This is a genomic window from Pseudomonas sp. B21-054 (assembly GCF_026016345.1).
Classification (GTDB): Bacteria; Pseudomonadota; Gammaproteobacteria; order Pseudomonadales; family Pseudomonadaceae; genus Aquipseudomonas.
The window spans coordinates 1,778,897-1,805,372 of record NZ_CP087204.1 but is presented as its reverse complement, the minus strand read 5'-3'; the positions used below and the strand labels follow the sequence as shown (position 1 = coordinate 1,805,372).

Genomic DNA, 26,476 nt, shown 5'->3' with positions numbered 1-26,476 from the left:
GTGATTACAGATTCTGCGTAACGAACGAGAGCATCTGGTCGGCGGTGGAGATCACCTTGGAGTTCATCTCGTAGGCGCGCTGGGTGGTGATCATGTTGACCATCTCCTCCACGGTGCTCACGTTGGACGTTTCCAGGGTGTTCTGCAGCGTGGTGCCAAAACCGTTGAGGCCCGGTGTGCCGACTTGCGGCGCGCCACTGGCGGCGGTTTCCAGGAACAGGTTGTTGCCCGCTGATTGCAGGCCGGCCGGGTTGATGAAATCGGCGGTCTGCAGGTTGCCGATCACTTGGGAAGCCGGGTTGCCCGCCACTGTGATGGACACCGTGCCGTCGCGGCCTACGGTGAAGGTTTGGGCATCGTTCGGGATAATGATGGCCGGTTCCAGGGCGAAACCGCTGGCGTTGACGATCTGGCCATTGGAGTCGAGGTGGAACGTACCGTCACGGGTGTAGGACGTGGTGCCGTCCGGCTGCAGAATCTGGAAGAAACCGCGACCGTCGATGGCCATGTCCAGTGGTTGCTCGGTGGTTTGCAGGCTGCCGGCCGTGAAGTTTTTCTGGGTGCCGACAATGCGCACACCGGTACCCACTTGCAGGCCCGACGGCAGTTCGCTGTCCTGGGTCGACTGGGCGCCTGGCTGGCGTTTGACCTGGTACAGCAGGTCCTGGAACTCAGCGCGATCACGCTTGAAACCCGTGGTCGAGACGTTCGCCAGGTTGTTGGAAATGGTCGTCAGGTTAGTGTCCTGGGCGGACAGACCTGTTTTGGCAACCCATAGAGCCGGAAGCATTCGATTCTCCTCGTACGCCTGTTTTTCGGCGCAGCGCTGTAATTAATGATTAGATCTGCAAGACCCGGGCCATGGCCTCGTCGCCTTCTTTGGCGGTGTTCATCATCTTGACGTGAAGCTCGAATTGCTTGGCCAGGGCCAGCACCGACGTCATCTCGTCAACGGCATTGACGTTGCTCGCTTCCTGGAAGCCGGAGACCAGCTGCACGTTGCCATCGATGGGCGCCGGCTGGCCGTCCTTGGTCCGGATCGAGCCGTCCAGGCCCTTGGTCATGTTCTTGAGGTCCGGGTTGACCAGCTTGATGCGGTCCACTTCAGCCATCACCCGCGGGCCTTCACCCATGGCGCGAATGCTGATGGTGCCGTCCTGGCCGATTTCGATTTTCTGCTCCGGCGGCACGGCGATCGGACCACCGTTGCCCATTACCGGCATGCCGTTGCCGGCCCGCAGTACGCCCAGGGCATCGACATTGAGGCTGCCGGTGCGCACGTAGCTTTCACCGCCATCGGGATTCTGCACGGCCATCCAGCCCGGCCCGCTGACCGCGACGTCGAGGTCACGACCGGTTTCCACCAGCGCGCCCGGGGTGAAGTCAGTGGCAGGTCGCTCGGACATGGCAAACGCCCGCGCCGGAAAGCTGTCACCGAATACAGGCATCGAGCGGGCCTGCTCCAGGTCTTTCTGAAAACCGTTGGTGGAGATGTTCGCCAGGTTGTTGGCATGGGCCCGCTGCGCCAGCGCGTTCTGGCTGGCGCCGGTCATTGCCACATAAAGGTACTTGTCCACTGTCGTTCCTCTGCATGCCGGACGTTTGCCGCCCACTGCTGTGTTGCACAGCCTTAAGCAATTTGCAGACCAACTTTTTTCTGGCGCCACAGGGCCCGGTAAACAAAGGGCTTGAGGGCGCTGGAAGGGATTATGGGAGGTATATCGAAGACGAAAAACCGGCGGTATCGTGCCGCTGCAAGGCAAAGGTATACCCATCCGGCAACTGCACCACATTTTTGTGGCGAGGGGATTTATCCCCGCTGGGGTGCGAAGCGCCCCTGAAAACAGACAATTAAAGTGTGTCGGGTTGACTGCTTTGGGGCTGCTACGCGGCCCAGCGGGGATAAATCCCCTCGCCACAATTGATTACGCTCCGGAGTCTTTGCCGACTTCATATTCGCGCAACTTATTGGCAATGGTGGTATGGGAAACCCCCAACCGCTTGCCCAGTTGCCGGCTGCTGGGGTGTTCGGAATACAGGCGCTCCAGCACCGCTTTCTCGAAACGCCCGACAATGTCGGACAGGCCTCCTTCGAGGGAAAAATCGCCAAGGGGCTGACGCACGCCATAGTCCGGCAGGCGGATATGCTCGGCCTTCACCGTGCCGCCGTCGCACAGGGAAACAGCCTGGAACAGCACGTTTTCCAGCTGCCGGACGTTGCCCGGCCAATGGTAGTGACTGAGACGGTCCATCGCCGCCGGGGCCAGTTTGGGCAGCGGACAACCGATCTGGCGACTGGCCTGGTCGAGAAAATGCTCCACCAGCGGCGCCAGGCCATCAAGGCATTCGCGCAGTGGCGGGATGTGCAGCGAGAGGACGTTCAAGCGATGGTACAAATCCTGACGGAATTCTCCCCGGGCGCAGAGTTCGGACAAATCCACCTGGGTGGCGCAGATCACCCTGACGTCCAGGTACACCTCTTCATCGCTGCCGACACGCCGGAAGCACCCGTCCTGCAGAAAGCGCAGCAGTTTCACTTGCAGGCGCGGGCTCATTTCTCCAACGCCGTCGAGAAACAGCGTACCGCCGGCGGTCAGTTCCAACAGGCCGAGCTTGCCTTCCGCCCGGGCGCCCTCGAAGGCGCCGGGACCGTAGCCGAACAGCTCGGTCTCAGCCATGGATTCCGGCAGCCCGGCACAGTTAAGTGCCATCAACGGCGATTGCCCGCGGGGGCTCGCCAGGTGGCAGGCGCGGGCCAGCAATTCCTTGCCAGTGCCGGTCTCGCCCTCTATCAGTAGCGGCGCGTCCAAGGGCGCCATGCGCCGGGCCTCACGGACCACCGCCGCCATCACCTTGGAGCTTTGGAAAATACTGTCGAAGCCGCGCAATTCCTGCTTGCGCACGTTATAGATACGCTCGCCCACCCGGTCGGCCCGGTGCAACGTCAACACGGCGCCGGCCATGGCCTCGCTGTCGTCGTGCTCCGATTGCAGCGGGGCGATGTCGGCCAGGAACACATCGCCCTTGACCTTGACCCGCAGTCCGTTGATCCGCGACTGGTTGGCCCGCACCAGCTCCGGCAAATCGAAATCCTCGGCATAGCGGGACAGCGGAATCCCCGGTACTTCGTCCACCCGCACCCCGAGCAACTGCGCCGCTGCCCGGTTGGCGGCGACGATGGAGCCGCCCATGTCGATGGACAGCACCGGAAACTCCAAGGCACCGAGCAAGGCGTTGAGCTCCATGTGCCGCCGCTCGCTGGGCATCAGCCCCACGCGCTTGACGCCAAATACCCCGGCGATGCCTTCGAATTTCGGCCGTAGCGCCTGGAACTGAATGTTAATCAGGTTCGGACAGTGCAGATAAATCGCATTGCCATGCTCGCCTCCCACCTCCCCTCGGGCGACGTTGATCCCGTACTCCACCAACAGGTTGAGAATGTCCCGCAGGATGCCGATGCGATTCTGGCAATGGACTTTGATCCGCATAAAAGGGCCCGGATGTGGGTGAGATAGAAAAGGCGCGCCATTTTTGTCTAGGCACATAAATAATTGTCAAGATTATGTGACAGCTGTAGGCCATTTCCCAGCCAAAATTCTCAACGCGGCCGAAGCACACTCCCGACTGTAACGAAAACTTTACAAAAGGACACGTAGCTGTTCCTGCCCAACTGCTTTCTTCGGCTGCACGCACTCCGGCTTCGAGTTATCTCTAATGCATCGCTGGACATAAAAACAAACAGCCTTCCCTCCAAGGGAATCAGCAGGAGAGCAGCATGAAGCAGACGCAATACGTGGCCCGCGAGCCCGATGCGCAAGGTTTTATCCACTACCCCGCCGAAGAACACGCGGTGTGGAATACGCTGATCACCCGCCAGCTGAAAGTCATCGAAGGCCGTGCGTGCCAGGAATACCTGGACGGCATCGACAAGCTTGGCCTGCCCCACGATCGCATTCCGCAACTGGACGAAATCAACCAGGTGCTGGGCGCGACCACGGGCTGGCAAGTCGCCCGGGTACCGGCGCTGATCCCCTTCCAGACGTTCTTTGAATTGCTCGCCAGCAAGCAGTTTCCGGTCGCGACCTTTATTCGTACCCGTGAAGAACTGGATTACCTGCAAGAGCCGGACATTTTCCATGAGATCTTCGGCCACTGTCCGCTGCTGACCAACCCCTGGTTTGCCGAATTCACCCACACCTACGGCAAACTTGGCCTACAGGCCTCCAAGGAAGAACGCGTCTACCTGGCGCGCCTGTACTGGATGACCATCGAGTTCGGCCTGGTGCAAACCCCGCAAGGCCGGCGCATCTACGGCGGTGGCATCCTGTCTTCGCCAAAGGAAACCGTTTACTGCCTGTCGGACGAGCCGGAACACCAAGCCTTCGATCCGCTGGAAGCCATGCGCACGCCGTACCGCATCGACATCCTGCAGCCCGTGTACTTCGTACTGCCTGAACTCAAGCGCCTGTTCGACCTGGCCCATGAAGACATCATGGGCCTGGTCAAGCGCGGCCGGGAATTGGGCTTGCATACACCGAAATTTCCACCAAAAGCCGCGTGAACCGCAGCTTTTGATCTCAATTGAGTCTGTTGCACAGCGCAGCTTTGCTTTAGCGTGGGTGCATCGACGTTTTTTCAATATTCGATCCAGGAACACATGATGAACACTCTGAACCAAGCCCATTGCGAAGCCTGCCGCGCCGACGCCCCGCAAGTCAGCGACGAAGAACTACCGGTATTGATCAAGCAGATCCCGGATTGGAACATCGAAGTGCGCGACGGCGTGATGCAGCTGGAAAAAGTCTTCCTGTTCAAGAATTTCAAGCACGCCCTGGCGTTCACCAACGCCGTCGGTGAAATCGCCGAGGCCGAAGGTCATCATCCGGGCCTGCTCACCGAGTGGGGCAAAGTCACCGTGACCTGGTGGAGCCACTCCATCAAGGGCCTGCATCGCAACGACTTCATCATGGCCGCCCGCACCGATGACGTGGCCAAGACCGCCGAGGGCCGCAAGTAATGCATTTCGATGCCATCGGCCGGGTGCCCGGCGACCCGATCCTCGGCCTGATGGAGGCCTACGGGGCGGACACCAATCCGAGCAAGTTCGACCTGGGCGTGGGCGTCTATAAAGACGCCCAGGGCCTGACACCGATTCTTCAGTCAGTGAAGCAGGCCGAGCAGCGCTTGGTGGATCGCCAGACCACCAAAACCTACATCGGCGGCCACGGCGACGCCGCGTTCGGCCAGTTGCTCAATGAGCTGGTGCTGGGTACCGATTCAACGCTGATCAGCGAAAAACGTGCCGGCGCTACCCAGACACCGGGCGGCACAGGGGCGTTGCGCCTGAGTGCCGATTTCATCGCCCAATGCCTGCCGGGCCGGGGCGTCTGGCTGAGCAACCCGACCTGGCCGATCCACGAAACCATCTTCGCCACCGCCGGCGTCAAGGCCAGTCATTACCCCTACGTGGGTGCCGACAATCGCCTGGATTTCGAAGCGATGCTGGCGACCCTGGACCAGGCACCGAAAGGCGATGTGGTGCTGCTGCACGCTTGCTGCCACAACCCCACCGGCTTCGACCTGTCCCATGATCAATGGCGCCAGGTGCTGGAGGTGGTGCGCAGTCGCGACCTGCTGCCGCTGATCGACTTCGCCTACCAGGGCTTCGGCGACGGACTGGAGCAAGACGCGTGGGCGGTTCGGCTGTTTGCCGATGCGCTGCCGGAAGTCCTGATCACCAGTTCCTGCTCGAAGAACTTTGGCCTGTACCGCGACCGCACCGGTGCGCTGATCGTCTGCGCCCGGAATGCCGAGAAGCTGGTGGACATCCGCAGTCAATTGGCCAATATCGCCCGTAACCTGTGGTCGACACCGCCAGATCATGGCGCAGCAGTGGTGGCGACGATCCTCGGCAATCCGGAGCTAAAAAGCCTGTGGGCCGACGAAGTGCAGACCATGCGCTTGCGCATCGCGCAGCTGCGCAGCGGCCTGCTGGAAGCCCTCGAACCCCACGGTTTGCGCGAACGTTTCGCCCACATCGGTGCACAACGTGGAATGTTTTCCTACACCGGCCTGACGCCGGAGCAGGTCAAGCACCTGCGCGAACGGCACAGCATCTATATGGTGGGCACGGGCCGGGCCAACGTCGCGGGCATCGACGCCACGCGCCTGGATCTGCTGGCCGAGGCGATTGCTGATGCCTGCAAGTCACCACACCTTTAACAGCTGAGCACATACCTTTGTGGCGAGGGGATTTATCCCCGTTGGGCTGCGCAGCAGCCCTAAAACCTAGCCCCCCCGGAGTGTCAGGCTGCCCCTATCCTGGCATTTTGGGGCTGCTTCGCAGCCCAGCGGGGATAAATCCCCTCGCCACAGTTAAATGCCCGCATCACCGATAAATACCCCTCACAAAAGCGGCGCCAAGCGTTGTACCTACAACCCCGTCCACTCCCGGACAAACTGCCCGACATCTTCCTGCGGTGCGGTGCGTGCTTCTTTCTGCGGGGTGCCCAGGTAAAGGAAACCGATCACCTCTTCCCCTTCTTCAAGGCCGAGGCCCTCGGCGACATGAGGTGAGTACGACAGCTCACCCGTGCGCCAGACCCCGCCAACGCCTTGGGCGTAGGCCGCCAGCAGGATGCCATGGGCCGCGCAGCCGGCCGCCAGCAGCTGTTCGGATTTCGGGATTTTGAAATGGTCCTGCAAACGAGCAATGACCACCACCACCAGCGGCGCGCGCAACGGGCCGTTGAGGGCCTTTTCCACCACGGCTTCGGGTGCCTGCGGATCATTGAGCCGCGCTGCTTCGGCCAGGAGCTCCCCCATGCGATGACGCGCCGGCCCTTCCACCGTTAAAAAGCGCCATGGCCGCAACTGGCCGTGATCCGGGGCCCGCATCGCCGCGGCGAACATGACCTCACGCTGTTCGGGCGTGGGTGCCGGTTCGATCAGGCGCGGAACGGAAACACGGTTGAGCAAAGCGTCGAGAGCCTGCATCGGCCACCTCCTGAAAAAATGTCTGGCTATTCTAGTGGCATGTACGCGAGTTCGTTAGTTCAAATTCCGCCACCCGAGCTGCGCTCGCCCCAAGCGTCGCCGGGTGCCGGTTTACATGCCGCTGGTCGCAGGTAGAATGGCGCCCTCCCCTTTTCAGCCCGAGCGGACTTCATGGCGTTGCCGACCCTGCGGATCATTGGTTTCATTATCGGCATCTTCCTGATCACCCTGGCGATCTTCATGGTCGTGCCCATGGTCACCTTGCTGATCTTCGAGCGTACCGGCGATCTGCCGTCGTTCCTCTGGTCGAGCATGATCACCTTCGTCGCCGGCCTGGCCCTGGTGCTTCCCGGACGCCCGGAACACATACACCTGCGCCCGCGCGACATGTACCTGCTGACCGTCAGCAGTTGGCTGGTGGTGTGTATCTTTGCCGCGCTGCCGTTCCTGCTGACCCAGCACATCAGCTACACGGATTCGTTCTTCGAAAGCATGTCGGGGATCACCGCCACCGGCGCCACCGTCCTGAGCGGCCTGGACACCATGTCCCCCGGCATCCTGATGTGGCGCTCGTTGCTGCACTGGCTCGGCGGGATCGGCTTTATCGGCATGGCCGTGGCGATCCTGCCGCTGTTGCGCATCGGTGGCATGCGGCTGTTCCAGACCGAATCATCGGACCGCTCGGAAAAAGTCATGCCCCGCTCGCACATGGTGGCGCGGCTGATCGTGGCGTCCTACGTGGGCATCACCATCCTCGGCACCCTGGCGCTCTGGTGGGCCGGGATGAGCCTGTTCGATGCCATCAACCATTCGATGTCGGCGATCTCCACCGGCGGTTTCTCCACCTCGGACCTGTCCCTGGCCAAATGGACCCAGCCGGCGGTGCACTGGGTCGCCATCGTCATCATGATCCTCGGCAGCCTGCCGTTTGCCCTGTATGTCTCGACGCTGCGAGGCAATCGCCGGGCGCTGATCAAGGATCAGCAGGTCCAGGGGCTGATCGGCGTACTGCTGGTGACCTGGCTGGTGCTCGGCACCTGGTATTGGGCGACCACCGACCTGCATTGGCTGGACGCGCTGCGGCACGTGGCGTTGAACGTGACGTCGATCGTCACCACCACCGGCTTCGCCCTGGGGGACTACAGCCTGTGGGGCAATTTCTCACTGATGCTGTTCTTTTACCTGGGCTTCGTCGGTGGCTGCTCGGGCTCGACGGCCGGCGGGATCAAGATCTTCCGCTTCCAGGTGGCCTACATCCTGCTCCGGGCCAACCTGAATCAACTGATCCACCCGCGTGCGGTGATCAAGCAGAAATACAACGGCCATCGCCTTGACGAAGAAATCGTCCGCTCGATTCTCACCTTCTCGTTCTTCTTCGCCATCACCATCTGCGTGATCGCCCTGCTGCTGTCGCTGCTGGGCGTGGAATGGATGACGGCCCTGACCGGCGCGGCCAGTACCGTGTCCGGTGTCGGTCCGGGATTGGGGGAAACCATTGGCCCGGCCGGCAACTTCGCACCGCTGCCGGATGCGGCCAAGTGGATTCTGTCGGGGGGCATGCTGCTGGGCCGGTTGGAGATCATCACGGTGTTCGTGTTGTGTATCCCGGCGTTCTGGCGTCACTGACCGGTTTGGCCCGCGCCCGGTATTCACTGGGCGTGGTGTCGAACCAGCGGCGAAAGGCGCGAAAAAAATTACTCGGGTCGGCAAATCCCAGCAGATAGGCAATTTCCAGCAGGGTCATGGCCGGTTGCGCCAGGTATTGCTCGGCCAGTTCACGGCGGGTGTCGTCGAGCAGGCTCTGGAAACTCGTGCCTTCTTCCTGCAAGCGCCGCTGCAAGGTGCGCTGGGACAAGTGCAGCGTCTGCGCCACCACGTCACGCTTGGGCTCGCCCTGGGGCAGTAGTCGACACAGCACCTGCCGCGCCTTGTGGGTCACGCGGCTTTCCGAAAACCGCGCCAGGTACTCACCGGCAAATCGATCATGGAGCTGCGCCATGGCGTCGTTGGCCGTGGGCAGCGGCGCTTCCATGTCGGCCCGTTCGAAAATCAGTGCGTCATAGGCGGCGCCGAACACCAGCGGCGCGGGGAACGCCTGTTGATAAGGGGCCAGGTCAACGGGTTCGGTGCCCTGGAACAATACCTTCACCGGATGCAAGGTACGTCCGGTCAGCCAGTTGCACATGGCCAATGCACAAGCCAGGGAGGCTTCGGCACTTTGACGGGTGGGTGGGAGATGGTCGCCATGCACCGTCAGAATCAGCCCGTAGCCCTCTTCCAGTCGGCGAAAACTCAAGTCGGCACTTTCGGCGATGATCCGCTGATAACGCACCAGCCGCTGGAAACCCTCTACCAGGGTGCGGCTGGACATCAAGGCGTAACCGACCACATGAAAGGACGCCGGGCGCACCACTTTGCCCATGTTCAGGGCGATGGCCGGGTTGCCCGACAACTCCACCGCCCGTTGCCAGAGCCGCGTCATCGAGTCCTGGGGAAAGCGCGCATCCGGATCGTCCAACGCGTCAAAGTCCAGGCCCAATTGCTTGAACAGCGCTCGACAATCCAGGCCGTCCATTTCCAGCGCCTTGACAATCCCCATCGCCCAGCTTGAAGAAGTCGTTCGTTCGCTCATGGCGTTTCTACTTGCATGACGAGCCGCAGGGTGCGGCTGGATTTGGCGAAGGATACCAGTGTCTTCCATTACAAAAAGCAAGGGCATTTGTAACACAGGACACTAGAGTGGCGCCCATTGTCACTGGCCGGGGTCCATGATCCCTCTAGACTTGAATAAACAACAACAACCACAGAGCCTGCAGTCGTGGAAAACACCCGACGATTCAATACATTCGCTGAGTTCTACCCGTATTACCTCAGCGAGCACAGCAACAGCACCTGCCGACGACTGCACTTTGTCGGCACTTCCCTGCTCATGTTGATTTTCCTCCTGGCGTTCGTCGCGGGTACTTGGTGGTGGTTGCTCGCCCTGCCTGTCGCGGGCTACGGCTTCGCCTGGGCCGGGCACTTTTTTTTCGAAAAGAACCGCCCCGCCACTTTCCAGTATCCGTTCTACAGTTTGCTCGGCGACTTCGTCATGTACCGCGACATGCTGCTGGGCAAGGTCGCGTTCTAGCGGCCATGCAATCAAAGGACGATCGATGAATCCACGCGCAGGCTTTACCCACATGCAGGACGGCACCCAGCAAGACTGGGCGATCATCGCAGCCGACTTCAGCGCCTACGCCCGGCAATTGCCGGGCCGGATCCTGGCGCACCTGAAATTGCTGGACGGAGACTTCGGCGGGTTCCCGGTGGATCGCCTGACCCACTCCCTGCAAACCGCCACCCGGGCCTACCGGGACGGGCGGGATGAGGAGTACGTGATCTGCGCCCTGCTCCACGACATCGGCGACACGCTGGGCGCTTACAACCACCCGGACATCGCCGCGGCCATCCTCAAGCCCTTCGTCAGCGCCGAAAACCTGTGGATGGTGGAGAAACACGGGATATTCCAGGGTTACTATTTCTTTCATCACCTGGGCATGGACCGGCACCTGCGGGAGCAATTCAGCGGGCATCCGCAGTACCAGGCGACCATCGATTTTTGTGCGAAGTACGACGCGGCCGCGTTCGATGCCGAGTACGACACCCTGCCGTTGAGCTTCTTCGAGCCGATGCTGGAAAGGCTATTCGCCGCGCCGAAGCAGTCGATCTACAAGGCGGCGATGGCGGAACAAACGCCGCTTTGAAAACCACAGAAAACCTGTGGCGAGGGGATTTATCCCCGCTGGGCTGCGCAGCAGCCCCCTAGATCTATCAGGTAGATCGCAAACTCAAGTAACCATTTTGGGGCTGCTGCGCAGCCCAACGGGGATAAATCCCCTCGCCACAATAAATCCTCTAGGCACACAATAAATTTCCTCGCCACAACGGTTCAGGCAGGTTCGGCGACCTTTTCGGCCTTGAGCAGCGCCTCCCGCGCCTGAGCCTCCGCCAGCCGATACAGCTCGATCGAGCCATCCCAATGTTCGATCAGCGCCGTGCACGACTCGACCCAATCGCCACAATTGAGGTACTCCACCTCGCCCACCCTCCGAATCTCGGCATGGTGAATATGCCCGCATACCACGCCGTGCAGTTCGCGCTTCACACACTCATGGGCGATGGCTTCTTCGAAATCGCTGATGAAGCTGACGGCCGTCTTGACCTTGTGCTTGAGGTACGCCGACAGCGACCAGTAGCCGTAGCCATAACGGGCCCGCCAATGGTTGAGCCAACGGTTAAGCGTGAGGGTGAACTCGTAGGCCGAATCGCCAAGGAACGCCAGCCAACGGTGGTAACGCGTGATGACGTCGAATTGATCGCCGTGGATCACCAGCAGGTGCCGACCGTCGGCGGTGACGTGCACGGCTTCGTCCACCAACTGGATATTGCCCAGGATCAGCTTCGAATAACGCCGCAGGAATTCGTCATGGTTGCCGGTGACATAAATGACCTCGGTGCCGCGCTTGCTCATGGTCAGCAAGCGCCGAATGACGTTGGTATGAGCCTGGGGCCAGTACATGCCACCGCGCAGCTTCCAGCCGTCGATGATGTCACCGACCAGGTAGATCTTGTCGGCGTGATAGCCCTTGAGGAACTGCGACAAGTGCTCGGCCTGGCAATCCCGAGTGCCCAGGTGCACATCGGAAATCCATAGGGTGCGAACACGCTGTTTGCGGCTGGGTCTGGCGAGCTCGGCGCTGGTCATGGGCAACCCTCTGATCGTTTGTGCCACTGTGCACGCCAGCGGTTAATGCTCCATGACAAACGCAAGTCGATTACATGACAGCGCGAGGCGCCGCGCCCTCGGTGTAGACTGACCGCCTGCCACGGGAGACCGCGATGAGACCGATCCTCACGCTACGCCAATACAGCCACGATTTGATTGTCCACAGCCATGACCATGCCCAACTGGTGTTCGGGCTGTCCGGCGCGCTGGATTTCGAGGTCGAAGGGTGCGGCAGTCAAGTAGTGCAACAGAGTTTCGTGGTGGTGCCGGCCGGCGCCCATCACGCCTGCGGCAGCCCCCATGGCAGCCGTTGCCTGGTGCTGGATGTGCCGAGCGATGAATGGCTCGGGCAATCCTTGGGCGATCATGCCGACGCCAGCCGCCGCTTGCTCGACGACAGCGCTCGCTTGCCCCTGGATGCGGGGCAAAACCAGCTGGTCAGTTGGCTCGCCGGGAGCCCGGTGGAGGACCCGGTGATCGCCCAGCAAGGCGCAGTGCTGCTTCTGGCCAGCCTCAATGGCGCTCGCCCCGAAACGTTCGGCGGTCGGCGCCTGCCCTATGCCGCACTCAATGCCCATATCGACCAATACGCCGCCTATCCGCTGCAAGTGGCGGACCTGGCGCAGGTCGCCGGGCTCTCCAGTGCCCGCCTGCATGCGCGCTTCGTCGCCGAATGCGGGCAAACCCCGATGGATTACATCCGCAGCCGCCGCTTGCACAAGGCCGTCGAATTACTGCGCGGTTCGGACCTGCCCATCGGTGAAATCGCCCATCGGGTCGGCTACAGCTCCCAGAGTGCCTTCGCTGCGGCGGTGTTGCGCGAATTCGGCGCCTCGCCGGGCAAATTGCGGCGCCAACGCTAGCTTCGCGCTAAAAATCGCTAGGATCGCGACAGACAAAAACGGCCAGCCAGAGGTTCAATACCCTGATCCGCAACCGTTTCAACAAGGACCGCAATGACACCCCGTACCGCCCTCGGCGCCCTGCACATCGGCGCACTCATGTTTGGCCTGACCGGTGTGTTCGGCAAACTCGCCGCCGCCTCGCCGACGGTCATCGTCTTCGGGCGCGCCGTATTCGCGGTGTTGGCCCTGGCGGTTTTTGCCCGCTTCGCCAGCAGCACCCGCTGGCAGAAACTCCGGGCCCAGGACGGCCGCCGCTTGCTGCTCGGTGGGCTGTTGTTGACCGGGCACTGGGTGAGCTTTTTCATCTCGGTGAAAATCGCCGGCGTGGCCATCGCCACGTTGGGGTTCGCCAGTTTCCCGGCTTTCACGGTGTTGCTCGAGGGGCTGATTTTCCGCGAGCGGATTCGCCTCAATGAAATCCTGCTGGTGGTTTTGGTGAGCGTCGGCCTGGTGCTGGTCACGCCGAACTTCGACCTGGCCAGTGGCGCCACCACCGGACTGCTGTGGGCCGTGGGCTCGGGATTACTGTTTTCCCTGTTGTCACTGACCAACCGCGCCGGTTCCGCCCGGGTGCCACCGGTCCAGGCCGCGTTGTGCCAGAACCTGGTGGTCGGGTTGTGTCTGTTGCCGATGGCCGCGCCGCAACTGAGCGACGTGCGCCCGCTCGACTGGCTGTGGATCGCGCTGCTCGGCGTGTTCTGCACTGGCCTGGCCCACAGCCTGTTCGTCGCCAGCCTGGCGGTGATCAAGGCCCGCACCGCAGCGGTGGTATTCGCCATGGAGCCGGTCTACGGCATCACCATGGCCTGGTTGTTGTTCGATGAGAATCCGACACTGCGCATGCTGCTGGGGGGCGTGGTGATCATCGCCGCCATCGTGGTCTCGAGCCAATTGGGCAGTTCGAAGAAACCGGGGGTTGGCGCCGAAGCGGCGTCTCACTGAACCCGGTCGTTGTGGCCCAGGTCCCGCGTCGGGTCGATCTGGTCGCGGACCCGTTGCTTGAGGATCTTGGCTTCCGGAAAGCCGCCGTCGGCCTTGCGTTCCCAGAGCTGCGCGCCGTCGCAGCTGATGTGGAAGATCCCGCCGGTGCCCGGCACCAAAGACACCTTGCCCAAGTCATCGCTGAAAGTGCTGAGCAGTTCCTGCGCCAGCCAGGCGGCGCGCAGCAGCCATTGGCATTGGGTGCAATAGGTGATGACGACTTCCGGTTTGTGTTCGGTCATTGCCGGTGGACTCCTGGGTTCGAAGGCATCGCTATAATACTCGCCTTTGATCGCCCGCCCGAGATTGACGATGCGCCGCCTGCTGCCCTGCCTGCTTCTGTTGCTATTGCCCTTGTTCGCTCATGCCGTCGAGGCACCGCGCCCGAAAATCGGCCTGGTGTTGTCCGGCGGCGCGGCACGCGGCCTGGCCCACATCGGCGTGCTCAAGGCCCTGGAAGAGCAAGGTATCAAGATTGACGCGATTGCCGGCACCAGCATGGGCGCAGTCATCGGCGGGTTGTACGCCTCAGGCTACAAGATCGACGAACTGGAGAAACTCGCCCTGGGCATCGACTGGCAACAGGCACTCTCCGACGCTCCGCCACGCAAGGACGTGCCGTTCCGGCGCAAGCAGGATGACCGGGACTTCCTGGTGAAACAGAAATTGAGCTTTCGCGATGACGGCAGCCTCGGCCTGCCATTGGGGGTCATTCAGGGCCAGAACCTGGCCCTGCTGCTCGAAAGCCTGCTGGCCCACGCCAGCGACACCCGGGACTTCGACAAACTGCCGATCCCCTTCCGCGCGGTCGCGACCGACATCGCCAGCGGCGAAAAGGTGGTGTTTCGCAAAGGTCACCTGCCCAAGGTGATTCGCGCCAGCATGTCGATCCCGGCGGTGTTCGCCCCGGTGGAGCTGGATGGCCGACTGCTGGTGGACGGCGGCATGTCCGACAACATCCCACTGGATGTGGCCCGTGAAATGGGGGTGGACGTGGCCATCGTGGTCGACATCGGCACACCGCTGCGCAACCGTAAGCAATTGGTTACGGTGGTCGACGTGCTGAACCAGTCGACGACCCTGATGACCCGGCGCAACTCTGAAGAGCAGCTGGCGACGTTGAAAAAAGACGACGTGCTGATCCAGCCGGCCCTGGCGAGCTTTGGCTCCACTGACTTCGGCCGAGCCCAGGAAATGATCGACGCCGGCTACCGTGCCGCGCGGATACTCGAGGCTCGCCTGGCCCGCCTGCGTCCCGCCGAGCCGGTCGATCCTGCACTCACCGCGGCGCGCACCCCGAGCGAACGCACACCGGTCATCACCGCGATTCGAGTAGAGAACGATTCGAAAGTCGGCGACGACGTGATTCGCTATTACGTGCGCCAGCAAATCGGCGAACCACTGGACCTGGGTCGCCTGCAGACCGACATGGGGACGCTGTACGGCCTGGATTACTTCGAACAAGTGCAGTACCGGGTGGTGCGCAAGGGCCCGGACCATACGCTGGTGATCAGCGCCCGGGGCAAACGCACCGGCACCGATTACCTGCGACTGGGGCTGAGCCTGTCGGACGACATGCGCGGCGACAGCGCCTTCAATCTCGGCGCCAGTTATCGGGTCAACGGCATCAATCGCCTGGGTGCCGAATGGCTGACCCGGGCGCAAATCGGCGGCAAGCAAGAGTTGTACAGCGAGTTCTACCAACCGCTGGATGTTGGCTCGCGCTACTTCATCGCCCCCTATGGGCAATTCGAATCGCGCAACGTGGAGTCCATCCTGGACAACGATCCAGTGGCCCAATATCGCGTCGAGCGCTATGGCTTCGGCCTGAACGTAGGCCGCCAGATCGGCAACAGTGGCGAAATTCGTTTCGGCGTCGGCCAAGCCTGGGGCAAGGCGGACGTACGCATCGGCGACCACGACCTGCCCAGCGAGAACTTCAACGAAGGTTTCTACGAGCTGAAATACTCATTCGATTCCTTCGACAATGTGTACTTCCCCCATGAAGGCGAAGACATCGGCCTGACCTGGCGCCAGTATGAACCGGGGTTGGGTTCCGACGAGCGTTATCGCCAATGGGAATTCAAACTGGACAAGGCCCTGAGCAGCGGCCCGGACACCTTCATCCTCGGCGGGCGCTACGGCCGAACCCTCGACACGGCCGAAGTGGTGACTTCAAGCTTTGTACTCGGGGGGGCGCGGCAGCTGTCGGGCTTTCGCGAAGACGGCATATCCGGACAGAACATGAGCCTGATGCGCGCCGTGTACTACCGCCGGCTCACGCCACGGGCCTACCTGCCGCTGGACTTTCCACTGTACATCGGCGGCTCGCTGGAACGCGGCCGGGCGTGGAACAACGACAATGAATTCGACAGCGGCTACATCAATGCCGCCAGCATTTTCCTAGGCTTTGACACGCCATTGGGGCCCTTGAATTTCAGTTATGGCTTTAACGATGATGATGAACAGGCGGTGTACCTGAATCTGGGGCAGACGTTTTGAGGGGCCGGGGATTTGCCTGGGAAAGATGCCAGCCTGGCAGGCCGCTATCGCGAGCAAGCTCGCTCCCACAGGGGGTTGTGGTGTACACCCTGTGGGAGCGAGCTTGCTCGCGATAGCGGCGGCACAAGCAGCACCAATCGATAGCGCTTCAGCGAATCCCAGCCAGCAACACCCGGGCAGTCTGCTTGAGGGGTTCGTCACCCTCTTCGAGCAATTCTTCAAGCAGGGTGATGGCGGTCTCCACATCACCGTCGTCGATGCAGTTCTGCGCGTGCTCCAGCTTGATCGAATGTTCCGGTGCCTGAGGTTCGAAGGACATAGTTTCGAGGGGCATGGGTTCGAGGGGCATGGATTCGGACGGTAGCGGCTCCAGCTCCAGGGAGTGCTCTTCATCGGCAAACCCATCAAGAAAGGCGTCGTCCATCGACTCGGTTTCCAGGGGCGCGCCCCATTGCAGGTCCGACTCGTCGAAACCCGAGAGTGATAACCCCTCGGGCGCATCGACAGCAGGCGATGGCGCAGCAGTTTTTCCAGGGGCGTTGTCCGGGGCATCGCTCAGGTCCCAGCTGGTGTCCATGGACAACGCCTCCAGATCCAGCTCGAACTCATCACCGGGCACGCCTGCGGGTTCAGGTTCAGGTGCAGAGACCGGTGCCTGCGGTTCTACCGATGCCACCACAGGGGCGGTGATCGCAGCGACCTTGGGGTAGCGCCCGCGAATCTCCTCCAGCGTTCTGGCATCGAGCCCCTGGGCCAATAGATGATGCTCCTGGGCCTGGAAACCAATGACATCGCCCTGCTTGCCCAACACTTCCAGCAACTTGAGCCCAAGATCGGTGCGCTCCGGCTCCGCCAGTAATGCGGCGCGCAGCAACCCTGCTGCTTCGGTGAAACGACCATAGGTCAGGTAAATCCCGACGCCATCCAGCACATCCCCCAAGGGCGCGTCACCGTTATGGAACGACGCGGCGGCCTCGGGCTGCTTCGTGTCGGCTGTCGAGAGATAGGTGTCTGTGTCGATGTCGGTGTCGTCCTCCAGCATCGGATCAGGACGTCCAGGCATTGGCTGCGCGTCGGCCTGCTCCTGCTGCCGACGACGGAGCCACAGTAACAACGCCAGCAAACCCAGCAGGCCCACCAGCCCCGCTATCCACAACCAATTGATGCCCTCAGGTTCCGGGGCTGGCCCTGTCGCTGGCGCGGCGTCCGTCTCCGCTACAGAAACAGGTGCAGGTGCAGGTGGCTCTGACTGCGGCTGCGTCGACGCAACCGAAGCCGGCGCCACCTCGGCCAGTCGCGTCTGCAATTCGCTGATCTGCTTGCGCTGACCGGCGATTTCCTGGTCCTGGGCCTGAAGTCTGGCCTGCAGTTCCTCGATGGTTCGCTGTTGCTGTTGGTTTTGCAGCACGTTGGCAGCCAATTGCTCATCCGACGCAACGGAGGCCGGGGCAGCCGTTTGAGCAGGCGTTGGCAACACCGCCGAGTCGGGCAATAACAAGCGCTGCCCGATGGAGAGCCGGTCACTGCCAGGGTTCAGGGCCTGGATCCCCTGCATCAGCTCATTGACCGACGCGTTGCTGCCGGCGTCATGCAGGCGTTTGGCGATGACCCAGGGGTTGTCCCCCTGCACGACCGTGTAGCGCTTGCCCTGTACCGCCGGGGGCGGCTTGATGGCAGGCGTTGCCGGGGTCGCGAGCGAGGACTCGGGGGCACCAGAAGGTTCATCGCGGGCCGGCAAGATTCCCGGTGTACCTGGCGGGTCGAGCAGCACGGTGTATTCGCGCAGCAGACGCCCGTTGGGTTGATTGAGTTGCACCAGGAAATTGAGGAACGGTTCCTCGACGGGTTTGCTGGAGGTCACCCGAATGAAACTGCGCTCACCGCGCAGCACGGGCGTGAAGCGCAGGCTGTTGAGAAAGAACACCCGTTCCACACCCGCACGGCTGAAATCGTCAGGGTTGGCCAGGCTGGCCGACAAATCGCCCTCACTCACCCCAGCCACATCGACCAGGGCGATATCGGCGCGCAACGGCTGGTTCAAGGCAGAATGAAGCGTGATCTCCCCCAGCCCCAGCGCGGAGGCCAAAGCCGAATACCCAAGGGCACCCACGACGACCGACACGTTGACCCAACTGCGCAACGTGGACTGCAAACTTCCAAGCATGGGCATCCCTTTCGATTACCGGACTGAGCGAAACGCATCCAATACGAACGCTTAGTACTGGTTATAGTTCGCTAATCGCCGAATCTCAAAAGTCTGGCGCCGGGGATGTGCCTCAGGATTTTTCCAGGTTGGCCAGGATCGTGCCGTGGACCCGCATGCACACGCGCATGTCCGCCTCGTCGACGCCCTCGAACAACTCCCGGCGCAACTGAGTGGCGATGGTTTCGATTTGTTCGATCAACGGTCGGGCCGGCGCGCAGAGCACGATTTTCTTGGCCCGACGATCCTCCGCCACTGCCTGGCGCTGCACCAGCCCCTGGGTTTCCAGGCTGTCGAGCAACCGGGCCAGGGTCGGGCCTTCGACGGCGACGCTCTGGGCCAGTTCGCGCTGGGTCGGCGCCTGTTCGAAACGGGCCAGGTGCAGCAGCACCAGCCAGCGCGCCTGGGACAGGCCCAGCCCGGCCAGGCGACGATCCAGCTCGGCGCGCCAGCCTCGGGACATTTGCGCCAGCTGCATGCCAAAACGGTGTTGATCGGTTAAAGGCATATAAAAACTCACCAGATCTGAAATAGAGAAAAACTAATTATTAGTCAGCTAAGCATGGGCTTCGGATTCAAGCAAGGTTTGCCCTGTACTGAATCGTTAAAGGTGCTAACTCATTGATCAAACTTCGAATTCCGACTGCAAAGCAGCCCTGACGCAATAAAGGACACCTTCAGGCACCCGGCCGACAAACAGCGCGGCGATTTCCGACACCGGCGGTAACTCGCCTTCGCCATCCAGAAACGCATCCTGCACTTCGCCCATCAGTTCCTCGGGCAAGTCCAGTGCCTGTTCCAGGGACAATTGCTGTTTACCGATGGCCTCGGCCAACATCGTGTAGACGTTTTTCTCAGAGCATTGCAGTTGCCCGGCGATCTGCAGCGGCGTCATGCCGGCGCGGGCCAGGGTGATCAGTTCGTGGCGTACATCGGCCACCACTTTCGGCGCCTCGACCTCGCCACCGAGCACCTGGAGGAAGGCCTCGCCATAACGCTCCAGCTTGCGCGCGCCCACACCACTGACCCGGGCCATTTCGGCCAGGGACGTAGGCTGGCTGCGGAGCATTTCCAGCAGCGTCGAGTCGGGGAAAATGACGTACGGCGGCACACCGTGTTCTTCGGCCAGCTTGCGGCGCAAGGCGCGCAAGGCTTCCCATTGATCGCGCTCTTCACCGCGCACCAGTTGGCTGGCCTGGCTCTTGCTGCTCTTGACCGCCGTCGCCGGCTTGAGGTCGCGGCGCAGTTCCAGGGTGACCTCGCCCTTGAGCAAGGGCCGGCAGCTCGTGCTCAGGCGCAGGCCGCCATAGCCTTCCAGGTCGATGTCGGCCAGGCCGCGGGCCACCAGCTGTCGGAACAGTGACCGCCATTCGCTCTCGGTGCGGGCCTTGCCCACCCCGAAGACCGAGAGATGTTGGTGGCCGAAGTTGCGGACTTTCTCGTTGTCCTTGCCCAGCAACACGTCCACCAGATGCCCCACGCCATAGCGCTGGCCGGTGCGATAGATGGCCGACAACGCCTGGCGGGCCGGTTCGGTGGCGTCCCAGGTTTCCACGCCATCGACGCAATTGTCACAATGCCCGCACGGCTGGGGCATGTCTTCGTCGAAATAGGCCAGCAGGGTCTGGCGACGGCAGCGGGTTTCTTCGCAGAGCGAGAGCATGGCGTCGAGCTTATGCTGCTCCAGGCGCTTGTGGCGTTCGTCGCCTTCGGAGTTCTGCAGCATCTGCTTGAGCATCACCACGTCTTGCAGGCCGTAGGCCATCCAGGCATCGGCCGGCAAGCCATCGCGACCGGCCCGCCCGGTTTCCTGGTAATAGGCCTCGAGGGATTTGGGCAAGTCCAGGTGCGCGACGAAACGCACGTTGGGCTTGTCGATGCCCATGCCGAAGGCCACGGTGGCCACCATGATCAGGCCTTCTTCGTTGAGGAAGCGCTTCTGGTGATAGGCCCGCAGGTCGTTGGGCAGGCCGGCGTGGTACGGCAACGCCGGAAAGCCCTGTTCGCACAGGAACGCCGCCACTTCATCGACCTTCTTGCGCGACAGGCAATAGACAATGCCGGCATCGCTGCGCCGCTCGGCGATGAACGCCAATAGCTGCTTGCGCGGCTGCTCCTTGGGCACGATGCGGTAGAAAATGTTGGGCCGGTCGAAGCTGGAAAGGAACCGCTCGGCGTCCTGCAAGTGCAGGCGCTCGACGATTTCTTCACGGGTGCGTTTGTCGGCGGTGGCGGTCAGGGCGATGCGCGGTACGTCGGGGAACAACTCCGCCAGTTGGCCCAATTGCAGGTATTCGCGGCGGAAATCATGACCCCATTGGGACACGCAGTGGGCTTCGTCGATGGCGAACAGGGCGATTTCCAGGCTCTGCAAGAACGCCAGCATGCGCGGCTGCACCAGGCGTTCGGGGGCCAGGTAGAGCATTTTCACCTCGCCGCGCTTGATGCGCGTCGCCAGGTCTCGCTGCTGCTCGGCGCTCAGGGTGGAGTTCAGCGCCGCGGCGGCCACACCCAGCTCTTCAAGGGTCGCGACCTGGTCGTCCATCAAGGCGATCAACGGCGATACCACCACCGCCAGGCCGTCGCGCAGCAGCGCCGGCACCTGGAAGCACAAGGACTTGCCGCCGCCGGTGGGCATCAGCACCAGGGCATCGCCACCGCTGGCCACGCGCTCAATAATGGCACCCTGACGGCCACGGAAACTGTCGTAGCCGAAGATGTCCTTGAGGACGCGTTGAGCCTGTTCGAGCATAGAAACTCCAAAAATCACCGAAACATCCCTGCAAGGCTGGTTCAGAATCAAAAAAGCTGCACCGGCAAATCGTAAGTGCGCGTTTCGAACCGGCGGGACGCCGCAGGGCATCACAAAACGCGGCAGTATACCCGAGGCCTTCGCTGCGAAGGGCGCTGCTGACAAGAGGTGCTTCGGACTTTGAAAGCAAGGAATCCGAACACTGTTTTTGTGGCGAGGGGATTTATCCCCGCTGGGTTGCGCAGCAGCCCCTCTCGGTTTATCAAGTGGATCGCAAACTCAGGTGACCATTTTGGGTCTGCTGCGCAGCCCAACGGGGATAAATCCCCTCGCCACAGGGACCGAGTCCGGCCCTCCTTTTTCGGCATGTCCCCCGGCCCTTGGGCAACCCAGCCCTCATGGACAAGGCAAATACGCCACGCGGCTGGCCTGGGCGCTCAAGAAGGCCTAGAATTCCCGCATTGTTTATTCCCCAAGGTAGCCCGTAATGTCCTTCGCTGAGCAACTGACCCGCCTGCAAGTCTTCCTCGACGCCGATGAGCTGCACGAAGAGGCGCTGGATTACGTGGCCGCTCACGGCTATCTGACCGCCCTGTCGATCTGCTCCGAAACGGTGCCGGATCGTGAGTGGATCGACGCCCTGTTCGCCGAAGAGCCGCATTACAGCGACGAAGCCCAGCGCGCCGAAATCGAAGCCACGCTGGTCGGCCTCAAGGCCCACATCGCCCGTCAATTGGCTTCCGACGAAGAATTCGAGCTGCCGTGCGAACTGGACCTGGGCGATGACCCGGACGATTCGGAACTGCGTGGCTGGTGCATCGGCTTCATGGAAGGCGTGTTCCTGCGCGAAGCCGCCTGGTTCGAAACCGCCGAAGAAGAAGTCAGCGAAATGCTCCTGCCGATCATGGTGGGTTCCGGCCTGTTCGACGAACAACCGGAGTTTTCCGACATCGCCGCCGACGCGAACCTGATGGACGACATGATCGTACAGATCCCGGAAGCCCTTACTGCCCTGTACCTGCTGTGCAACGCACCCGACGAGAAACCGGCGATCCTCAAGCCGCGTCACCACTGAGCGACCGGGTGCCCGCGCCCATCGGCAATCGCCCGCTGATCCTGCGTTACGCTCTGCTGGCCATTGGTTGGCTGAGCGTAGTGCTGGGGGTCATCGGCATCTTCGTTCCCGTACTGCCCACCACCCCTTTCCTGCTGCTGGCCGCCGCCTGCTTCGCCCGCAGCTCACCGCGTTTCTATCGCTGGCTGGTGGAACATCCCCGCCTCGGCCCCTGGATCAGCGACTACCTCAGCGGCAACGGCATCCCGCTCAAGGGCAAGGTCTACGCCATCGGCCTGATGTGGGCGAGCATCCTCTTTTCCTGCTACCTGGTGCCCCTGCCATGGGCGCGAGGGTTCATGCTGACCAGTGCGGTGTTGGTGACGGTGTATATCCTTCGGCAGAAGACCCTGCGTAGACCTTGATTGTGGTCACTGGTCGCAAGGGGCGTTTCCCCGCAGTTCCAGGGCGCAGCCGAGCAGGAGTCAATCTCCTCAACCCAACCATTGGTCTCAAACTCCTCCGTACCTGTTAGTTCTGACAGTAGCCAATCTCCCCTGCCTGGAGTGTGATAACCGCGTCCCGAGGGGCTAACAATGGTCACCCGCCAGGAGAACATGATGGATATTCAATCCTCCGACTTAGACGAGTTGTTCAATCTGATCCCCGTGATCATTCCGGGCTGGATCACGCCAGTGAAGCCGACGAACCTCGCCAATGGCGGTATCCCCAAAAGCCTGTACGACGACCAGCCTCGGGGGCTCGAATGCCTGATTGACCCATTCAGGGAGATGCAACGTCATTCCTGGCCGCTGGAGGCTTGGGATCGAGTCGACCTGTATGTCAATGACAACCCCGCTCCCGTCGCTGGCGATACGGTCCAGCAGGGGAGGAAGGAAACCGCATGCCGTTGTACATCCCCCACGGGCGCTTGATCCATGGGGTCAACAGGCTGTACTACATCGTGACCCGCCCCAGTGACAATTTCTCCCGGCCCTCCAGGGATTTATTCGTGTTGTATCACCTGCGCGCACCCGGCGAGCCCGCGCCAGAAGGCCTGGACCTGGTGATCCCGCCCGATGTTGTCCGTGATGGGGTCAGCGCCGAGCGGGCGGCGCAAGGGGTGGAGTTCGGCTTTACCTACTCCAACCAGCGAAACTACGACCGCGTCGATTTTCTGTTGGGGGATATAACCGTCCCGGTCGAGGTCATCGACGCTTCGACACCCGTGGTGAAGACCTTGTTTACCGAGACCTTCCAGCAGGCGGGTGACAACCCCAATACAGTGGTCGAGTTTACCGTGACCGATCAATTGGGCAACTTCAACCGGTCACCCGCCAAGCGCCTGGATATCCACCTGAGCCAACTTGCTGCGCCGCAAATCACCTCAGTGAAAGATGACCAAGGCGCTGACATTCCCGATGGCACAAGCACCGAGGCGACCGCCGTCACGCTCAGAGGCACTGGCGTGAGCGATAAGCAAGTGGAAATTTTTGACGTCATCGATTCCAAAGGTATCGCCTATGTCGACGGCGGTATTTGGACCCACGCCGTCATCGGCTTAGCCACGGGTCATCACAGCTTCACCGCCAAAGGGAAATATGGAACCGAACCGGTGTCGCAACCCTGGACGTTCACCGTTGGAACCTCCGACATCATTGATACAACCCCACATGTCTTTACCCAGATCATCTACACCACCAGCAACTTCGCTCCAAAAAATCGTTACTACGACCTGGAACGACAACCTACCGGAGGAACGCCCCCCTATACCTACAGGTCCAGCAAGCCCAGCGTTGCCACAGTCGATGTTGATGAAGGAGGCGTTCTGGTCAAAGGGGCCGGTACCACCACCATCACTGTCCGCGATTCCAAGGGAAAAACCTCGAGTTACGATGTCACAGCCGGCATGGTGCACGATGTTATTTTCAATAACGGGAATGCCTACATGGATGCATGGCAAGCAAATGCTTGGGCTACGCCATATATCCAATCCGGCGGCTTCAGGCCTGGATTTGGCTGGGGCAGCGCTCTGACTACGCGCTTTGAGATAGGAAGCGAATGGCTATATCCGACCGCATTGATATGGGCTCCTCCGCCTATTCCCCCGAACGGTAGTTGGGGCTTTACCTCGTTCCCCTCGGACATCGTGAACTCTACTGACAACGCCACACATTTTGCGGGACGGGCTCTGATCTGTATGCGGGTCATCGGTTAGATGCACAAACCTGAATTTCGGACCAGGTGCGGCGGTACCACAGGTGCACCTTGCCAGCCGGATCGCCGCTGCTGAGCGGTCGGACGGGGATAAATACCCTTTTGCTACGGATATCACTATTCAAGAGGCTCACGCCCCTTCCCTGCCGGGAGAACATTATGGACATCAAATCCTCTGCCCTAGACGAGTTGTTCAATCTGATTCCCGTGATCGTTCCGGGCTGGATCACGCCAGTGAAGCCTGCGAACCTCGCCGATGGCGGTATCCCCAAAAGCCTGTACGACGACCAGCCTCGGGGGCTCGAATGCCTGATTGACCCATTCAGGGAGATGCAACGTCATTCCTGGCCGCTGGAGGCTTGGGATCGAGTCGACCTGTATGTCAATGACAACCCTGTTCCCGTCGCTGGCGATACGGTCCAGCCAGGGGAGGAAGGAAACCGCATGCCGTTGTACATTCCCCACGGGCGCTTGATCCATGGGGTCAACCGGCTGTACTACATCGTGACCCGCCCCAGTGACAATTCCTCCCGGCCCTCCAGGGATTTATTCGTGTTGTATCACCTGCGCGCACCCGGTGAACCCGCGCCGGAAGGCCTGGACCTGGTGATCCCGCCCGATGTCGTCCGCGATGGGGTCAGCGCCGAGCGGGCGGCGCAAGGGGTGGAGTTCGGCTTTACCTACTCCCACCAGCGAAACTACGATCGCATCGAGTTTCTGTTGGGGGAGATAACCGTCCCGGTCGATGTCATCGACGCGTCGACACCCGTGGTGAAGACCTTGTTTACCGAGACCTTTCAACAGGCGGGTGACAACGCCAACACACTGATCCAATACCGGGTGACAGACCAATTGGGCAACTCCAACCAGTCGCCCACCAAACGTTTGGATATTCATCTTGGCCGTGCGCAACTGCCGAAGCCTATTCCACGGGAAGTCCTCAGCGAGGCGGGTGACGATCCCAGCGTCATCGACTTGGGAAAATTGGGAGCCAACCCCTTATCGCTGATCATCTTGACCGACGCCCCAGATTTTATGCCCGGAGACATGATCACAGCGACCTACTTAACGAAAGTCACCGGCCAGCCGGATGACAGCTTCCCCGTGACGGGCACCGTTGAAGTAGATGGGGTTGGGCAAAAGATCCCCTGTGTCGTTGAGGTCCCGAATCACAAGGTGATCCCGGACAGTACGGTGTTGGTGTCATACATATTGTCCAGAAGCGGTACAACCGTCGGGGAATCGAAAACGGCCACAGCGACTGTTACGAACGCCTCGGATGAGCACCTGCCCATTGATCAAAGTTTGATGGAGCTTAACGGTGTGGAAGTATTTCTCGCGGAACATATTACTGATCCGTGGACTCAGACCAGCAATTACGGCCCTGAAAATCAACGCCGCCGAACCCCAGACGGAGGCAGTGCGCCATTTGAGTACAGTTCGGCGGACAATACTATAGCGACTGTAAGTGCTGATGGACTTGTGACCGGCCTACGCAACGGACGCACCTTGATCACCGTGATCGACGCTCACAAAAAATGGGCCTCCTACGAGGTTCAGGTCTCGAACAAATATGAAATTGAGAGTCGTAGTGGGTACGCCACGGGGGTAGTTTTATATACGTGGTCGCTAGATCAATTGAATCCCGTGGTGCCACGTCCTTCGGAAATCACAGGGTTGCGCGAGGCGATCCTCCGCAGATTCCCAAATAAAAATGAATACCTTTACCCTATCTGGAACACTGCTAATCAGCTCATATATACCGCCGGCCGGGTAAGTGGGCACGACCCGTTCCCTCATAATGTGGGAACACTAACGGTGCACTTTGTCACCGCAGAAAATATACTCGGCGTGGCCACAAGAACTGTTTTCGAACTTGGCAATGCGGCGGGATGGGGTTTCCGCCTCCGTAACGCGCCTCAGCTAGACGCAGCCACCGCCGAGCTTTACAGCGAACTTGTCGAAGCAAGTGCCGATTTGGCGGTCGTGACAGAAAATCAAGAGCGGTGAAGGGTTACCCTCTTCCGAGCTCCCTCGCACAAAGGCCTGGGTACCTTCAGAAAGCTGTGGGTCTACCCACACGAAATTGTCTTCGCCA

General features: G+C 61.1%; 24 protein-coding genes. 14 read left to right on the top strand and 10 right to left on the bottom strand.

Annotated features, from left to right (window positions below; all coding sequences use genetic code 11):
• Window positions 1-4: 4 nt before the first annotated feature.
• The 3 genes from flgG to LOY70_RS08010 form a co-directional block, all read right to left on the bottom strand.
• Entirely contained in the window at window positions 5-790 is a 786-nt protein-coding gene (flgG, locus tag LOY70_RS08020) for a flagellar basal-body rod protein FlgG (RefSeq protein ID WP_265035291.1), read from the bottom strand.
• A 49-nt stretch (window positions 791-839) separates the two neighbouring features.
• Window positions 840-1,577, bottom strand: coding sequence for a flagellar basal body rod protein FlgF (locus LOY70_RS08015; RefSeq protein WP_123342203.1), 738 nt, complete (start codon window positions 1,575-1,577; stop codon window positions 840-842).
• Window positions 1,578-1,925: 348 nt separating this feature from the next.
• Window positions 1,926-3,488, bottom strand: coding sequence for a sigma-54-dependent transcriptional regulator (locus LOY70_RS08010; RefSeq protein WP_265035289.1), 1,563 nt, complete (start codon window positions 3,486-3,488; stop codon window positions 1,926-1,928).
• A 287-nt stretch (window positions 3,489-3,775) separates the two neighbouring features.
• Between LOY70_RS08010 and phhA the strand changes: the two genes are divergently transcribed.
• From phhA to LOY70_RS07995, 3 genes are all read left to right on the top strand, one after another.
• Window positions 3,776-4,561 (top strand): phenylalanine 4-monooxygenase, encoded by a 786-nt coding sequence (phhA, locus tag LOY70_RS08005; RefSeq protein ID WP_265035287.1) that lies wholly within the window; start codon window positions 3,776-3,778, stop codon window positions 4,559-4,561.
• Between the two features lie 99 nt (window positions 4,562-4,660).
• Entirely contained in the window at window positions 4,661-5,017 is a 357-nt protein-coding gene (locus tag LOY70_RS08000) for a 4a-hydroxytetrahydrobiopterin dehydratase (RefSeq protein ID WP_265035285.1), read from the top strand.
• Window positions 5,017-6,222 carry an amino acid aminotransferase gene (locus tag LOY70_RS07995; protein WP_265035283.1) on the top strand — a complete coding sequence of 402 codons (1,206 nt, stop codon included), beginning with the start codon at window positions 5,017-5,019 and terminating at the stop codon, window positions 6,220-6,222. Before LOY70_RS08000 ends, LOY70_RS07995 begins: the two co-directional genes overlap by 1 nt.
• A gap of 210 nt (window positions 6,223-6,432) precedes the next feature.
• Here LOY70_RS07995 and LOY70_RS07990 read toward each other — a convergent pair whose 3' ends face one another.
• On the bottom strand, window positions 6,433-6,996 hold the full coding sequence (locus tag LOY70_RS07990) for an NAD(P)H nitroreductase (RefSeq protein WP_265035281.1): 564 nt from the start codon (window positions 6,994-6,996) through the stop codon (window positions 6,433-6,435).
• A gap of 171 nt (window positions 6,997-7,167) precedes the next feature.
• Between LOY70_RS07990 and LOY70_RS07985 the strand changes: the two genes are divergently transcribed.
• Window positions 7,168-8,622 (top strand): TrkH family potassium uptake protein, encoded by a 1,455-nt coding sequence (locus LOY70_RS07985; protein WP_123342207.1) that lies wholly within the window; start codon window positions 7,168-7,170, stop codon window positions 8,620-8,622.
• Here LOY70_RS07985 and LOY70_RS07980 read toward each other — a convergent pair.
• On the bottom strand, window positions 8,579-9,628 hold the full coding sequence (locus LOY70_RS07980) for an AraC family transcriptional regulator (RefSeq protein ID WP_265035278.1): 1,050 nt from the start codon (window positions 9,626-9,628) through the stop codon (window positions 8,579-8,581). The two genes, LOY70_RS07985 and LOY70_RS07980, sit on opposite strands and share 44 nt — an antisense overlap.
• A gap of 186 nt (window positions 9,629-9,814) precedes the next feature.
• Here LOY70_RS07980 and LOY70_RS07975 point away from each other — a divergent pair, with 186 nt between their 5' ends.
• Together LOY70_RS07975 and LOY70_RS07970 are read left to right on the top strand one after the other, a co-directional pair.
• Window positions 9,815-10,126, top strand: a complete 312-nt coding sequence (locus tag LOY70_RS07975) for a DUF962 domain-containing protein (protein ID WP_265035276.1) — start codon at window positions 9,815-9,817, stop codon at window positions 10,124-10,126.
• 25 nt (window positions 10,127-10,151) lie between these two features.
• Complete coding sequence (locus LOY70_RS07970; protein WP_265035274.1) at window positions 10,152-10,742, top strand: HD domain-containing protein; 591 nt, start codon at window positions 10,152-10,154, stop codon at window positions 10,740-10,742.
• A 185-nt stretch (window positions 10,743-10,927) separates the two neighbouring features.
• Here LOY70_RS07970 and LOY70_RS07965 read toward each other — a convergent pair whose 3' ends face one another.
• The gene (locus tag LOY70_RS07965) at window positions 10,928-11,743 is read right to left on the bottom strand and encodes a UDP-2,3-diacylglucosamine diphosphatase (protein ID WP_265035272.1); all 816 of its coding nucleotides are present in this window, start codon (window positions 11,741-11,743) and stop codon (window positions 10,928-10,930) included.
• A gap of 134 nt (window positions 11,744-11,877) precedes the next feature.
• On the opposite strand from LOY70_RS07965, the gene LOY70_RS07960 reads away from it, so the two are divergent.
• Together LOY70_RS07960 and LOY70_RS07955 are read left to right on the top strand one after the other, a co-directional pair.
• On the top strand, window positions 11,878-12,627 hold the full coding sequence (locus LOY70_RS07960) for a helix-turn-helix transcriptional regulator (protein WP_265035271.1): 750 nt from the start codon (window positions 11,878-11,880) through the stop codon (window positions 12,625-12,627).
• 93 nt (window positions 12,628-12,720) lie between these two features.
• Window positions 12,721-13,611, top strand: a complete 891-nt coding sequence (locus LOY70_RS07955) for a DMT family transporter (protein ID WP_265035269.1) — start codon at window positions 12,721-12,723, stop codon at window positions 13,609-13,611.
• Here LOY70_RS07955 and LOY70_RS07950 read toward each other — a convergent pair.
• Window positions 13,605-13,892, bottom strand: a complete 288-nt coding sequence (locus tag LOY70_RS07950) for a SelT/SelW/SelH family protein (protein WP_265035268.1) — start codon at window positions 13,890-13,892, stop codon at window positions 13,605-13,607. The two genes, LOY70_RS07955 and LOY70_RS07950, sit on opposite strands and share 7 nt — an antisense overlap.
• Window positions 13,893-13,962: 70 nt before the next feature.
• Between LOY70_RS07950 and LOY70_RS07945 the strand changes: the two genes are divergently transcribed.
• Window positions 13,963-16,152, top strand: a complete 2,190-nt coding sequence (locus tag LOY70_RS07945) for a patatin-like phospholipase family protein (protein ID WP_265035267.1) — start codon at window positions 13,963-13,965, stop codon at window positions 16,150-16,152.
• A 148-nt stretch (window positions 16,153-16,300) separates the two neighbouring features.
• Here the strand turns inward: LOY70_RS07945 and LOY70_RS07940 are convergent, their stop codons facing one another.
• From LOY70_RS07940 to recQ, 3 genes are all read right to left on the bottom strand, one after another.
• Window positions 16,301-18,316, bottom strand: coding sequence for a FimV/HubP family polar landmark protein (locus LOY70_RS07940; RefSeq protein ID WP_265035266.1), 2,016 nt, complete (start codon window positions 18,314-18,316; stop codon window positions 16,301-16,303).
• Between the two features lie 112 nt (window positions 18,317-18,428).
• Window positions 18,429-18,863 carry a MarR family transcriptional regulator gene (locus LOY70_RS07935; RefSeq protein WP_003184113.1) on the bottom strand — a complete coding sequence of 145 codons (435 nt, stop codon included), beginning with the start codon at window positions 18,861-18,863 and terminating at the stop codon, window positions 18,429-18,431.
• A gap of 117 nt (window positions 18,864-18,980) precedes the next feature.
• A complete protein-coding gene (recQ, locus tag LOY70_RS07930; protein ID WP_265035265.1) occupies window positions 18,981-21,107 on the bottom strand; it encodes a DNA helicase RecQ in 2,127 nt (708 codons plus the stop codon).
• Window positions 21,108-21,594: 487 nt separating this feature from the next.
• Between recQ and LOY70_RS07925 the strand changes: the two genes are divergently transcribed.
• The 5 genes from LOY70_RS07925 to LOY70_RS07905 all read left to right on the top strand — a co-directional run bounded on the left by LOY70_RS07925 (window position 21,595) and on the right by LOY70_RS07905 (window position 26,388).
• Window positions 21,595-22,182, top strand: coding sequence for a YecA family protein (locus LOY70_RS07925; RefSeq protein ID WP_025212452.1), 588 nt, complete (start codon window positions 21,595-21,597; stop codon window positions 22,180-22,182).
• An 8-nt stretch (window positions 22,183-22,190) separates the two neighbouring features.
• Window positions 22,191-22,586: a YbaN family protein gene (locus LOY70_RS07920; protein ID WP_265035264.1), complete on the top strand. Its 396-nt coding sequence runs from the start codon at window positions 22,191-22,193 to the stop codon at window positions 22,584-22,586.
• Between the two features lie 171 nt (window positions 22,587-22,757).
• Window positions 22,758-23,096: a hypothetical protein gene (locus LOY70_RS07915; protein WP_265035263.1), complete on the top strand. Its 339-nt coding sequence runs from the start codon at window positions 22,758-22,760 to the stop codon at window positions 23,094-23,096.
• Window positions 23,066-24,379: an Ig-like domain-containing protein gene (locus tag LOY70_RS07910; RefSeq protein ID WP_265035262.1), complete on the top strand. Its 1,314-nt coding sequence runs from the start codon at window positions 23,066-23,068 to the stop codon at window positions 24,377-24,379. The genes LOY70_RS07915 and LOY70_RS07910 overlap by 31 nt, the downstream gene beginning before the upstream one ends.
• A gap of 158 nt (window positions 24,380-24,537) precedes the next feature.
• Entirely contained in the window at window positions 24,538-26,388 is a 1,851-nt protein-coding gene (locus tag LOY70_RS07905) for an Ig-like domain-containing protein (RefSeq protein ID WP_265035261.1), read from the top strand.
• Window positions 26,389-26,476: the final 88 nt, after the last annotated feature.

Bases quoted from the DNA above. Each gene is read 5' to 3' on its own strand.
- flgG (WP_265035291.1), bottom strand. From the start codon at position 790: ATGCTTCCGGCTCTATGGGTTGCCAAAACAGGTCTGTCCGCCCAGGAC.
- LOY70_RS08010 (WP_265035289.1), bottom strand. From the start codon at position 3,488: ATGCGGATCAAAGTCCATTGCCAGAATCGCATCGGCATCCTGCGGGAC.
- phhA (WP_265035287.1), top strand. From the start codon at position 3,776: ATGAAGCAGACGCAATACGTGGCCCGCGAGCCCGATGCGCAAGGTTTT.
- LOY70_RS08000 (WP_265035285.1), top strand. From the start codon at position 4,661: ATGAACACTCTGAACCAAGCCCATTGCGAAGCCTGCCGCGCCGACGCC.
- LOY70_RS07995 (WP_265035283.1), top strand. From the start codon at position 5,017: ATGCATTTCGATGCCATCGGCCGGGTGCCCGGCGACCCGATCCTCGGC.
- LOY70_RS07990 (WP_265035281.1), bottom strand. From the start codon at position 6,996: ATGCAGGCTCTCGACGCTTTGCTCAACCGTGTTTCCGTTCCGCGCCTG.
- LOY70_RS07985 (WP_123342207.1), top strand. From the start codon at position 7,168: ATGGCGTTGCCGACCCTGCGGATCATTGGTTTCATTATCGGCATCTTC.
- LOY70_RS07980 (WP_265035278.1), bottom strand. From the start codon at position 9,628: ATGAGCGAACGAACGACTTCTTCAAGCTGGGCGATGGGGATTGTCAAG.
- LOY70_RS07970 (WP_265035274.1), top strand. From the start codon at position 10,152: ATGAATCCACGCGCAGGCTTTACCCACATGCAGGACGGCACCCAGCAA.
- LOY70_RS07965 (WP_265035272.1), bottom strand. From the start codon at position 11,743: ATGACCAGCGCCGAGCTCGCCAGACCCAGCCGCAAACAGCGTGTTCGC.
- LOY70_RS07960 (WP_265035271.1), top strand. From the start codon at position 11,878: ATGAGACCGATCCTCACGCTACGCCAATACAGCCACGATTTGATTGTC.
- LOY70_RS07955 (WP_265035269.1), top strand. From the start codon at position 12,721: ATGACACCCCGTACCGCCCTCGGCGCCCTGCACATCGGCGCACTCATG.
- LOY70_RS07950 (WP_265035268.1), bottom strand. From the start codon at position 13,892: ATGACCGAACACAAACCGGAAGTCGTCATCACCTATTGCACCCAATGC.
- LOY70_RS07945 (WP_265035267.1), top strand. From the start codon at position 13,963: ATGCGCCGCCTGCTGCCCTGCCTGCTTCTGTTGCTATTGCCCTTGTTC.
- LOY70_RS07940 (WP_265035266.1), bottom strand. From the start codon at position 18,316: ATGCTTGGAAGTTTGCAGTCCACGTTGCGCAGTTGGGTCAACGTGTCG.
- LOY70_RS07935 (WP_003184113.1), bottom strand. From the start codon at position 18,863: ATGCCTTTAACCGATCAACACCGTTTTGGCATGCAGCTGGCGCAAATG.
- recQ (WP_265035265.1), bottom strand. From the start codon at position 21,107: ATGCTCGAACAGGCTCAACGCGTCCTCAAGGACATCTTCGGCTACGAC.
- LOY70_RS07925 (WP_025212452.1), top strand. From the start codon at position 21,595: ATGTCCTTCGCTGAGCAACTGACCCGCCTGCAAGTCTTCCTCGACGCC.
- LOY70_RS07915 (WP_265035263.1), top strand. From the start codon at position 22,758: ATGGTCACCCGCCAGGAGAACATGATGGATATTCAATCCTCCGACTTA.
- LOY70_RS07910 (WP_265035262.1), top strand. From the start codon at position 23,066: ATGCCGTTGTACATCCCCCACGGGCGCTTGATCCATGGGGTCAACAGG.
- LOY70_RS07905 (WP_265035261.1), top strand. From the start codon at position 24,538: ATGGACATCAAATCCTCTGCCCTAGACGAGTTGTTCAATCTGATTCCC.